The sequence below is a fragment of the Geoalkalibacter sp. genome (assembly GCF_030604225.1).
Classification (GTDB): Bacteria; Desulfobacterota; Desulfuromonadia; order Desulfuromonadales; family Geoalkalibacteraceae; genus Geoalkalibacter.
Window position 1 is genome coordinate 1 of the sequence record NZ_JAUVWH010000114.1, and the last position, 10,584, is coordinate 10,584.

Genomic DNA, 10,584 nt, shown 5'->3' on the forward strand with positions numbered 1-10,584 from the left:
GAGACCGCCACGGGCGAGCGATTCCGCGTGCAGGTCATGGGCCGCGACAAATACCCCATGGGATTTTTCGGCCTGCCCATCGACCGCGACAGCCCTTTCAAGAGCATCTTCTTCACTTTCCACGGCCTGCGCCCCCGCCCGCAGGAGCGGCCTCTCGGCGGCATCCTGCGCGAACAGGGGCTGGTCGACGAGCAGGCCATGAGCCAGGCGCTGCGCGAGCAGCAGCGTCTGCGCAACCGGCGGGTGGGGGAAATCATCTCCGAGCAGAACGACATTCCCCAGGCGACCATCGACCAGGAAGTGGAGAATGTTCGCAGCGGCATCGGCCAGATTCCGCGCAACGTGCGCGTCGGCGACATCCTCGTCGCCGCCGGACTGGTGACCCGCGAGCAGGTGGAGGAGGCCCTCGCCACCCAGGAAAAAGGCAAGAAAAAACGCATCGGCACCCTACTCATCGAGAAGGGTCTGATCACCGAAGCCCAGTTGCTCTCGGCCCTGTCCACCAAGTTCGGCCTGCGCTTCCTGGATCTCGAAAACATCGAACCGAGCGCCGAGGCCCTCGAAGCCCTGCCCCGCGAAACGGCCATCCGCATGCAGGTGCTGCCCCTGGAACTGCACGGGCGGGTGCTGGTGGTGGCGACCTCCCAGCCGACGGATTTCACCATCAGCGAGAATCTGCGCTTCACCACCAACTACCAGATTGAGCTGGTGGTGGCGTGCAGCGATCAGATCACCCACGCCCTGGAGAGCTTCTACGTCAAGACCGAAAGCCAGGTGCGCGAACTGATCGGCGAACTCTCGGAAAACGCGGTGGTGGAGAGCGAGGAAGGCGACGAGGCGCAGTTCAACGAGTCGGACTCGCAGATCATCAGCCTGGTCAACAAGATTCTCATCGACGGCTACAAGAAGGGCGTCTCCGACATCCACTTCGAGCCGGGCCTGGGCAAGCAGCCCCTGGGGGTGCGCTACCGCATCGACGGGGTCTGCCAGGTGGTGCATAAGATCTCGCCGGCCTATCGCCACGCGGTGATCGCGCGCATCAAGATCATGGCGCGTCTCGACATCGCCGAGCACCGCCGCCCGCAGAGCGGCAAGATTCTGCTGCGCTACGAGGGCAAGAAGGTGGAATACCGCGTCGAGATCACCCCCACGGTGGGCGGCAACGAGGACGCGGTGCTGCGCATCCTGGCCTCGTCCAAGCCCTTGCCCCTCGCGCAGATGGGCTTTAGCGAGCGCAACCGCGCGTCCTTCGAGAAGATCCTGGCCAAGCCCTACGGCATCATCCTGTGCGTCGGCCCCACCGGTTCGGGCAAGACCACCAGCCTGCACTCGGCCCTGGGCCACATCAACAAGCCCGACCGCAAGATCTGGACGGCGGAAGATCCCGTGGAAATCACCCAGGCGGGCCTGCGCCAGGTGCAGGTGCACCCGAAAATCGGCTTCGGTTTCAAGGAGGCGCTGCGTTCCTTCCTGCGCGCCGACCCCGATGTCATCATGATCGGCGAGATGCGCGACGCCGAGACCGCCAAGACCGCCATCGAGGCGTCCCTCACCGGGCATCTGGTGTTCAGCACCCTGCATACCAACAGCGCGCCGGAAACCGTGGTGCGCCTCATCGAGATGGGCATGGATCCCTACAACTTCGCCGACGCCATGCTCGGCATCCTCGCCCAGCGCCTGGCGCGGCGCCTCTGCGACCAGTGCCGCGCGCCCTACACGCCGAGCCGCGAGGAATACGACAACCTGGTTCACGCCTACGGCGAGGAATGGTTCGCCGTCCACGGCCTGCCGACTTATGACCCCGCGCTGACCCTCATGCGTCCCGTGGGCTGCCGCAACTGCAATCAGAGCGGCTATCGCGGCCGCATCGCCATCCATGAGCTGCTCACCGGCAGCGAAGGGGTCAAGGCCGGCATCAAGAAAAGCCTGATGGCCGAGGATCTGCGCGACCTGGCGATCCGCGAGGGCATGAGCACCCTGCGCATGGACGGCATCCACAAGGTGTTTCAGGGAATCACCGATCTCGACCAGGTGCTGCGCGTCTGCCTGTAGCCCGATCAAAACCAAGGGGCGACCCGTCTCGGCCGCCCCTTGGTTGCTTTTCCTCGCCTCTTTACGCGTCTATTTCCTAGCTCCCCCCCAACTCCTTCGACCGGCGCGTGGCTCGGGCCACGGCCTCCATGAGGGTCGCCCGCAGGCGTCCTTCCTCCAGGGCGGCGACGCCGGCGATGGTGGTGCCGCCGGGGCTGCACACCCGATCGCGCAGCACGGCCGGGTGCTCGGCGCTTTCCACCACCAGGCGCGCCGCCCCCAGCACAGTCTGCGCCGCCAGGGTCAGGGCGACATCGCGCGCCAGGCCCTGCTGCACGCCGCCGTCGGCCAGGGCCTCGATGAAGGTATAAACATAAGCAGGTCCAGAACCTGACAGGCCGGTGACCGCATCCATGTCCTTCTCGGCGACCCGGCGCACGATCCCCAGGCTGGCGAACAGCGCCTCGCTCAGGCGCAGATCCTCCTCCGCGGCATGGCGTCCCGCGCAGAGAGCGGTGGCGGCGGCGCCGACCAGCGCCGGGGTGTTGGGCATGGCGCGCACCACGCGCGGCGCGCCGCCCAGCACCGCTTCGAGGGCGGTGGTGGAAACGCCGGCGAGAATGCTGATGAGCAGCTTATCGGCGCCGAACGCGGCCGCCAGGGGCGCGAGGACGTCCTTCACCAGTTGCGGCTTGATGGCGAGAACCAGCACCTCGCACTGCCGCACCACCTCGGCGTTGTCGTCGCCGACCCGCACGCCGTAACGTTCCCGCAGGGCAAGGCGCTGCTCGGCGCGGGGCTCGGCCACCCAAGTATTTTCGGCGGGAAAAAGACCGGCGGTGATTCCCTTGAGCAAGGCCTCGGCCATGTTGCCGCCGCCGATGAAACCGATCCGTTGCGCGTGCATAGCCATGTGCATCCTTTCGGGGAAAAAGGTTTTTTCAAGATTTTCCGAGTAAACCCGCGATCATTTGTGAAGTCAAGCCCTTGCTTGACCCGCACCCGCGCCGGGGATCGGAGGTGCGGGCGAATACGGGCTTTTCTGTTGACTTGCAGCACGCAAAATCGTAGAAAGTCTGGTTCTACTTATTGTTGTAAACGCAGTCTGTTCCCGAAGGAGCCGACCATGATCCATATCGTCCCAAGCACGCATTTTTTTGCCTGCGCCTCCGCCGAAGGTCAGACTCCGCGCCTTTCCCTGGATTCGGCCGTTCTTGCCGCGGGCATCGGCCATGTCAACCTGGTCAAGATCAGCTCCGTCATCCCGCCGGGATGCCGTTTCACGACGCCACCCGCACTGCCCGCCGGTGCGCTGGTTCCGGCCGCTTTCGCCTCCATCACCTCGCCCCTGCATGGCGAAGTGATCTCCGCCGGGGTCGCCGTCGCCTATGCCGCCGACCCGGCCCACCCCGGCCTGATTATGGAATATTCGGCCTCTGGCCATAAGGAAGACATCGAGGCGATTGTCCGCCGCATGGCCGAAGAGGGCATGACAATGCGCGGGTTGGAAATTTCGGAGATCCGCTCCCTTGCCGTGCAGCATCGGGTGGAGAAATTCGGCAGCGTCTTTGCCGCCGTGGTGCTCTGGAACACCTGAGGGGCAAGGTTTCGTCCAAATCCGGGCGTATCCGCCGCGGACCGACGATAACCCTGTCGGACATTGTCCGACAACACAAAGGAAAGGAGTCGCAATGGAGTTTTCAGCGGAAAAGATCATTGAAATCGTGCAGATATGGGGCCTAAAAGCACTGATGGCCCTTGTCATCTTCGTCATCGGCCGCATCGTGGCACGCGTGCTGCGTAATTCCCTGCGCGCAGGACTTCGCCGCGGCAAGGTCGAAGAAACGCTGGTGTCCTTTTCCTCGAATCTGGTTTACGCGCTGCTGATGGTGATGGTGGTCATCGCCGCGCTCAATCAACTGGGCATCCAAACCACCTCCTTCATTGCGATTCTCGGTGCGGCCGGTCTCGCCGTCGGTCTCGCGTTGCAGGGATCCCTGGCCAATTTCGCCGCCGGGGTGCTGATGATCATCTTCAAACCCTTCAAGGTGGGCGATTTTGTCGAAGCCGGCGGCACCATGGGCATTGTCGAGGAAATTGAAATCTTCACCACCAAGATGCGCACCCCGGACAACAAGCAGATCATCGTGCCCAATAACCAGATCACCAGCGGCAACATTACCAACTTCTCGGCCAAGGAAACCCGGCGCGTCGATCTGGTGATCGGCGTGAGCTACAGCGACGATCTCAACAAGGTCAAAACCGTTCTCGAGGACATTCTCAACAAGGACGAGCGCGTGCTCAAGGATCCCGCGCCGACCATCGGCGTCCTGGAACTGGGCGAAAGCAGCATCGATTTCGCGGTTCGGCCCTGGGTCAAATCCGCCGATTACTGGCCCCTCTTCTTCGATCTCAACAAAACCATCAAGGAGCGCTTCGACGTGGAAGGCATTTCCATCCCCTTCCCCCAGCGCGACATTCATCTTCACCAACCCGATAGCGGCATGCGCGCCGCGTGAATAGGGCACAGCGCGAGTCGCCTTCGGGAGATTCGCTTTTGATCCGCCGCCAAGGAGAACATGTAGTATGAATCCCAAACCCAATCCCAGCTGGACCCCCGAGGATTCCGCCCGCCTGTACCGCATCCGCGACTGGAGCGCGGGTTATTTCGACGTGACCGACCAGGGGCATGTGGCGATCAAGGTGAATTTCCCCTCGGGCGTGGTGCGGGTTTCCCTGATGGACATCGTCGCCGGCATCAATCAGCGCGGCCTGCAGATGCCGCTGCTGCTGCGCATCGAGAATCTCCTCGACAGTCAGATCGCCCTGCTCAACGAGTCCTTTCGCAACGCCATCGCCCAACAGGGCTACAAGGGCCGCTACCAGGGCGTGTTTCCCATCAAGGTCAACCAGCAGCGCCAGGTCATCGAGGAGATCGCCCGCTTCGGCGCGCGCTACAACCACGGCCTGGAGGCCGGCAGCAAGGCCGAGCTCATCGTCGCCCTCTCCGCCTTGTCCGGCGGCGAGAGTCTGATCGTGTGCAACGGCTACAAGGATCCCGAGTTCATCGACCTCGGCCTGCGCGCGCGCAAGCTCGGCTACCGCTGCGTGTTCGTCATCGAGACGCCCACCGAGCTGCCCATCATCCTCGAACGCAGCCGCGCCCTGGGCATCCGCCCGCTGATCGGCATGCGCGCCAAGCTCGCCACCACCGTCGGCGGCCACTGGAACAAGACCAGCGGCGACCGCAGCATCTTCGGTCTAACCACCAGCCAGCTCATCGAGATCGTCGACGCCCTCAAGGAGCACGACCTGCTCGACTGCCTGCAGCTGCTGCACTGCCACCTGGGTTCGCAGATTCCCAACATTCGCGACATCCGCCAGGCGGTCATGGAGGCCTGCCGCTACTACATCAACCTGGTGCAGGAAGGCGCCCCCATGGGCTTTCTCGACCTGGGCGGCGGTTTGGCCGTCGATTATCTCGGCTCCAAGACGAACAACGTGCTGTCCATGAACTACAGCATGGACGAATACTGCGCCGACGTGGTCGAGGTCATCATGCAGAGCCTCGACGCCCAGGGCGTGCCCCATCCGACCATCGTCACCGAGTCGGGCCGCTCCACGGTGGCCTATTACTCGCTGCTCATGTTCAACATCTTCGACGTCACCTACTTCGAGCCCACGCCCCTGCCGGGACCGCCCGCCGAGGAAGAAAACACCCTCATTCACAGCCTCTACGCGACCCTGCAGCGCTTCAAGCCCACCAAGATCCAGCAGTGCTACAACAACACGGTCTTCTACCGCGACGAGATCCGTGAGCTGTTCAAGCGCGGCCAGATTTCCCTGCGCTCGCGCGCCCTGGCCGAGAACCTGGTGCTCGAAATCTTCCAGCGCATCGTGCTGTCCCTCGACGACGCCGACGAAACCCCGCCGGAGCTCGAAGGCCTGCGCGAGCAGTTGGCCGATATCTACTACGGCAACATGAGCATCTTCCAGTCGCTGCCCGACGCCTGGGCCATCGACCAGGTGTTCCCCATCATGCCCATCCACCGCCTGGAGGAAAAGCCGACCCGCGAGGCCATCATCGCCGACATCACCTGCGACAGCGACGGGCGCCTCGATCATTTCATCGACCTGCACGGCACCCGCAATACCTTGCCGCTGCATCCGATCAAGCCCGATGAGGACTATTACCTGGGCGTGTTCCTGGTCGGGGCCTACCAGGAGACCCTGGGCGATCTGCACAATCTCTTCGGCGACACCAACGTGGTCAGCGTGCGCGTCAACGAGGACGGCAGCTTCGACGTCACCCGCGAGAACGAGGGCGACAGCATCGCCGATCTGCTCGGCTACGTGCAGTACAATCCCAAGGATATCTTCGAGCGTTTCCGCGATACCGCCGAGCAGGCGGTGCGGCGCGGCGCCATCAGCGTGCGCGAGCGCCAGGAGATCCTTGAGCGCTTCTCGGCGAGCCTGCGCGGCTACACCTACTACGAGACGGATGCCTGAGCGAACCGCGCAAAAGCGCGGTAGTTGTTGACGAAAGCCCTGGGGATCATTGATACTGGCTCACTGATCCCTGGATGGCGGAAGATTGAGGGACGATCGGTTTTCCGGCGCCGGAAAACCGATCCGTCCCTTTTTTGTTGGATCTTTTCCTCGCGGGAGCCTTTGACCATGATGCGTTTTTTTCTCCTGCTCGCGTTGCTGCTGACCTCCTTGCCCGCCGACGCCGCCGACCTGCCACCCCAGCCGCTGTCGCTGCGGGAAGCGCTGGCACGGGGGCTCGAACGCAACCTCAACCTGCGCATCGAGCAGCTCAACATCCCCATGGGCGCCGAGGATGTCCTGGTGGAGGACGCGCGCTTCGATCCCTTCGCCGAAGCCCGCCTCGGCACCCGTTACCAGCGCACGCCGAGCGCCTCGGCGCTGGTCGGCGACGATCATGCCCGGCGCCGGGAACACGCCGGCGCGCTGGGCCTGGGCAAGGAATTCCACAGCGGGCTCGATGCGCGCCTGAGCCTGGAAACCGCGCGCCTAAGCAGCAACGCGGCGGTGGAAACCCTCGACCCCGAGTACCGCACTTTCTTGTTTCTCGACCTCAACCAACCGCTGCTGCGCGATTTCGGCCCCCGCGTCAACACCGCCGATCTGCGCCTTGCCGGCACTCGCCTGGAGCAGGCCCGCCACGCCTACCTCGACCAGGCCCAGCGCCTGGTCGAACAGGTCGAGTTGGCCTATCTCGACCTGAGCCGCGCCCGCGAGGTGCTGCAACTGCGCATCGAAGCGCGGGAACTGGCGCAAGAACTGCTCGAAGCCAACCGCATCCGCTTCGAGGCCGGCATCGTCCCCATCACCGAGGTGCAGGAGGCCGAAACCGCCGTGGCCGGCCGCGACGAGCAGGTGGTTTCGGCCCGCCAGCAGGCCGAGATCGCCGCGCAGCGGCTCATGGAGCTGCTGGTCCTCGGCCGCGGCGCCTCCCGGCTCACCCCGGACCTCACCACCGAGCCCCTGGCCGCCACCAGCCCCCACTGGCCGACCACCGAGGAAGCCCTGGCGACAGCCTTGAACGCGCGTCCCGACCTGCGCCGCCAGCAGCTCGAAATCGCCGGACGCGACATCCACCTGGAATTTTTCGCCAACCAGAAGCTGCCGCGCCTCGATCTCGAAGCAACCCTCGGGGTCAACGGCCTCTCCGGCGAGGCGCGCAACGCGGCCACGGCCAATCAGGGCGACCACTGGCGTTCCGTCGACCGCATGAGCAGCGGCGACGGCTATGAATGGTTCACCGGCGTGCGTCTGTCCTATCCCCTCGGCAACCGCGCCGCCGAAGCCCGCTTGCGCCGCGCCGATTACGAAAAGCGCCAGGCCATCCTTGGGCTCAAGGATCTGGAAAACGCCATGGAGACCGAAATCCGCAACGCCGGCACCGCCGTGGCCCGCAGCTTCGAGCGGGTGCGGGTGGCCGAGCGTTTCCAGCAACTGGCCGACACCACCCTGGAACAGGAAATGGAGCGGCTGCGCGAAGGGCTCTCGGACAGCTTCCGCATTCTCGATTTCCAGGACAACGTCATCGAGGCGCGCGTGCGCAAGACCAACGCCCTGGTCGACTTTCACCAGGGCCTGGCCGGCCTCTACCGGGCCATGGGCGTCAACCTCGAACGCCACGGCATCACCCACGACCCGGCCCTGAAAGAGAGGTTTCATGTCCCGAACTAAGACCCTTGCCCTGCTTCTCCTGATACTCCTCGGCCTGCCGCTCCTGCACGCCTGCGGCGACAAACAGACCGAGGAGGCCCGCCGCGAGGCGCCGCCGGTGCCGGTAATCCTCGGCGAGGCGAGCACCCGCCGCGTGGAACTGACCCTGGAGCAGGTCGGCACCCTGACGGCGAGCCAGGACGTGACCCTGCGCGCCGAAAGCGAGGGCCGGGTGGTCGCCATGACTTTCCGCGAGGGCCTGCCCGTGCAGCGCGGCGAGGTGCTGGTGCGGCTCGACGCGGAGCAGATCGAGGCCTCCATCCTCGGCCTCGAGGCGCGGCTGGTCGAGCTCAACGCGCGGCTGGAAAACCAGCAGCGCACCCTGGAACGCAACCGCCCCCTGCTGGAGCGCAACCTGATTTCCCGGCTGCAATTCGACAATCTCGAAACTGACATCCTCCAGACCCGCGCCCAGATCGAGGCGGTGCGCTCCCACCTCGCCCAGGAGCAGGTGCGCCTGGCCGCCACCCGCATTCGCGCGCCCTTCGCCGGGGTCGTCGGGGCGCGCACCCTGGCGGTGGGCGATTACCTGCGGGTCGGCGACCCGGTGGTGAGCATCGTCGACCTCGATCCCCTGGAAATCACCTTTCAGGTGCCCGAGGCCCTCAAGCCGAAAATTTTCCGCGAACAGCAGGTCAGCCTGCGCGTGGCGCCCTACCCCGAGCGGGTCTTCGCCGGGCGGATCAGCTTCATCGCGCCGCGCGTCGACATCGACACCCGCACCTTTCAGGTCAAGGCCCAGGTGGACAACGCCGAGCGGCTGCTCAGCCCCGGCATGTTCGCCCGCGTGGAAGTCATCACCGATGTGTTCGAGCAGGCCCTCACCGTGCCCTGGGAGAGCGTGATCCGCACCGAGGACGACACCTACGTCTACACCGTGGAAAACGGCCTGGCGCGCCGCGTTTCCGTGCGGCTGGGGCGGGTCACCGCCCAGTGGGTCCAGGTTCTGGAGGGCGAGCTGGCCCCCGGCGCGCCGGTGATCCTGGAAGGCAAGTTCGCCGCCCGCGACGGCATGAAGGTCGCGCCCCAGCAGCCGGCACCCCGCGCCTCAGGGGACTAATCCGATGTTTCTCTCCGACCTGTCCATCCGCCGCCCGGTGACGGCGACCATGCTGGTCGCCTCCCTGGTGATCTTCGGCCTCATCGGCTTCTCGCGCCTCGGCGTATCCCTGTTTCCCGACGTCGACTACCCCATGGTGACCGTCACCACCACCTGGGACAATGCGCGCCCCGAGGAGATCGACAACGAGATCACCGACCAGTTGGAGGACGCCATCGCCGGGGTGAGCGGCATCAAGCACATCATCTCGCAGAGCATGGAGGGGCGCTCGCGCATCACCATCGAGTTCGAGCTGCACAAGGATCTCGACGTGGCCGCCCAGGAGGTGCGCGATAAGGTCTCGGCGCGGCTGCGCCGCCTGCCGAGTGAGGCCGACGTGCCGGTGGTGGACAAGCTCGACATCAACGCCCAGCCCATCATGTGGCTGGCGGTCACCGGGCAGCGCGCCATCGAGGATCTGACGCGCCTGGCCGACGAGCAGGTGCGCCCCATCCTGCAGAAGATCGACGGCGTGGGCGAGGTGCGCCTCGGCGGCGCGCGGGAGAAGCAGGTCCACATTCGCCTCATGCGCGAGCGCCTGGCGGCCTACCGCATCGGCGTCGACGAGGTGATCACCGCCATCCGCCAGCAGCACGTGGAAATCCCCGGCGGCAAGATCGAATCGGCGGAGAAGGAATTCCTCATCCGCACCGTGGGTGAATTTGAAACCGCCGAGGCCTTCAACGACCTGATCGTCGCCTACCGCGACGGCACCCCCATTCGCCTGGCGCGCCTGGGCTACGCGGAAGCCGGACGCACCGAGGAGCGCCCGGCGGGACGCTTCACCAACCGCGCCGGCGTGGAGCGAACCGCGGCCCTGGGCATCACGCCGCGCTCGGGCGCCAACGAGGTGGCCATCGCCCGCCAGGTGCGCGCCCTGCTGCCCGACATCCGCGCCGGCCTGCCCGAGGGCATGGCCATCCACGTGGCCACCGACACCACGCGCTTCATCGAGCAGTCCATCGACGAGATCAAGTTCCAGCTGGTGCTCGGCGGGCTGGCGGCGGCGCTGGTGATCCTGCTGTTCCTACAGAACATCCGCACCACCCTCATCAGCGCCGTGGCCATTCCCAGCTCCATCATCGCCACCTTCGCCTGCATGCATGCCATGGGCTTTACCATGAACAACATGAGCATGCTCGCCCTGGTGCTGGCGGTGGGCCTGGTCATCGACGACGCCATCGTCATGGTGGAGA

8 protein-coding genes are annotated in these 10,584 nt (G+C 65.2%); 7 read left to right on the plus strand and 1 reads right to left on the minus strand.

Annotated features, from left to right (window positions below; all coding sequences use genetic code 11):
• Positions 1 to 2,052: GspE/PulE family protein (locus QAT43_RS11850; protein ID WP_305043289.1), on the plus strand; the 2,052-nt coding region annotated here is incomplete at its 5' end.
• A 76-nt stretch (positions 2,053 to 2,128) separates the two neighbouring features.
• On the opposite strand, the gene proC is transcribed toward QAT43_RS11850, so the two are convergent.
• Positions 2,129 to 2,944, minus strand: a complete 816-nt coding sequence (proC, locus tag QAT43_RS11855) for a pyrroline-5-carboxylate reductase (RefSeq protein WP_305043290.1) — start codon at positions 2,942 to 2,944, stop codon at positions 2,129 to 2,131.
• 213 nt (positions 2,945 to 3,157) lie between these two features.
• Between proC and QAT43_RS11860 the strand changes: the two genes are divergently transcribed.
• From QAT43_RS11860 to QAT43_RS11885, 6 genes are all read left to right on the plus strand, one after another.
• The gene (locus QAT43_RS11860; RefSeq protein WP_305043291.1) at positions 3,158 to 3,628 is read left to right on the plus strand and encodes a pyruvoyl-dependent arginine decarboxylase; all 471 of its coding nucleotides are present in this window, start codon (positions 3,158 to 3,160) and stop codon (positions 3,626 to 3,628) included.
• 94 nt (positions 3,629 to 3,722) lie between these two features.
• Complete coding sequence (locus tag QAT43_RS11865) at positions 3,723 to 4,550, plus strand: mechanosensitive ion channel family protein (protein WP_305043292.1); 828 nt, start codon at positions 3,723 to 3,725, stop codon at positions 4,548 to 4,550.
• A 67-nt stretch (positions 4,551 to 4,617) separates the two neighbouring features.
• Positions 4,618 to 6,540, plus strand: coding sequence for a biosynthetic arginine decarboxylase (gene speA, locus QAT43_RS11870; protein ID WP_305043293.1), 1,923 nt, complete (start codon positions 4,618 to 4,620; stop codon positions 6,538 to 6,540).
• A gap of 168 nt (positions 6,541 to 6,708) precedes the next feature.
• Positions 6,709 to 8,250: a TolC family protein gene (locus tag QAT43_RS11875; protein WP_305043294.1), complete on the plus strand. Its 1,542-nt coding sequence runs from the start codon at positions 6,709 to 6,711 to the stop codon at positions 8,248 to 8,250.
• Positions 8,237 to 9,349 carry an efflux RND transporter periplasmic adaptor subunit gene (locus QAT43_RS11880; RefSeq protein ID WP_305043295.1) on the plus strand — a complete coding sequence of 371 codons (1,113 nt, stop codon included), beginning with the start codon at positions 8,237 to 8,239 and terminating at the stop codon, positions 9,347 to 9,349. The genes QAT43_RS11875 and QAT43_RS11880 overlap by 14 nt, the downstream gene beginning before the upstream one ends.
• Positions 9,350 to 9,353: 4 nt before the next feature.
• Positions 9,354 to 10,584: efflux RND transporter permease subunit (locus QAT43_RS11885; RefSeq protein WP_305043296.1), on the plus strand; the 1,231-nt coding region annotated here is incomplete at its 3' end.

Excerpts from the sequence above, each read along its gene's own strand:
- QAT43_RS11865 (WP_305043292.1), top strand. The coding sequence starts at position 3,723 with ATGGAGTTTTCAGCGGAAAAGATCATTGAAATCGTGCAGATATGGGGC.
- proC (WP_305043290.1), bottom strand. The coding sequence starts at position 2,944 with ATGGCTATGCACGCGCAACGGATCGGTTTCATCGGCGGCGGCAACATG.
- QAT43_RS11880 (WP_305043295.1), top strand. The coding sequence starts at position 8,237 with ATGTCCCGAACTAAGACCCTTGCCCTGCTTCTCCTGATACTCCTCGGC.
- speA (WP_305043293.1), top strand. The coding sequence starts at position 4,618 with ATGAATCCCAAACCCAATCCCAGCTGGACCCCCGAGGATTCCGCCCGC.
- QAT43_RS11875 (WP_305043294.1), top strand. The coding sequence starts at position 6,709 with ATGATGCGTTTTTTTCTCCTGCTCGCGTTGCTGCTGACCTCCTTGCCC.
- QAT43_RS11860 (WP_305043291.1), top strand. The coding sequence starts at position 3,158 with ATGATCCATATCGTCCCAAGCACGCATTTTTTTGCCTGCGCCTCCGCC.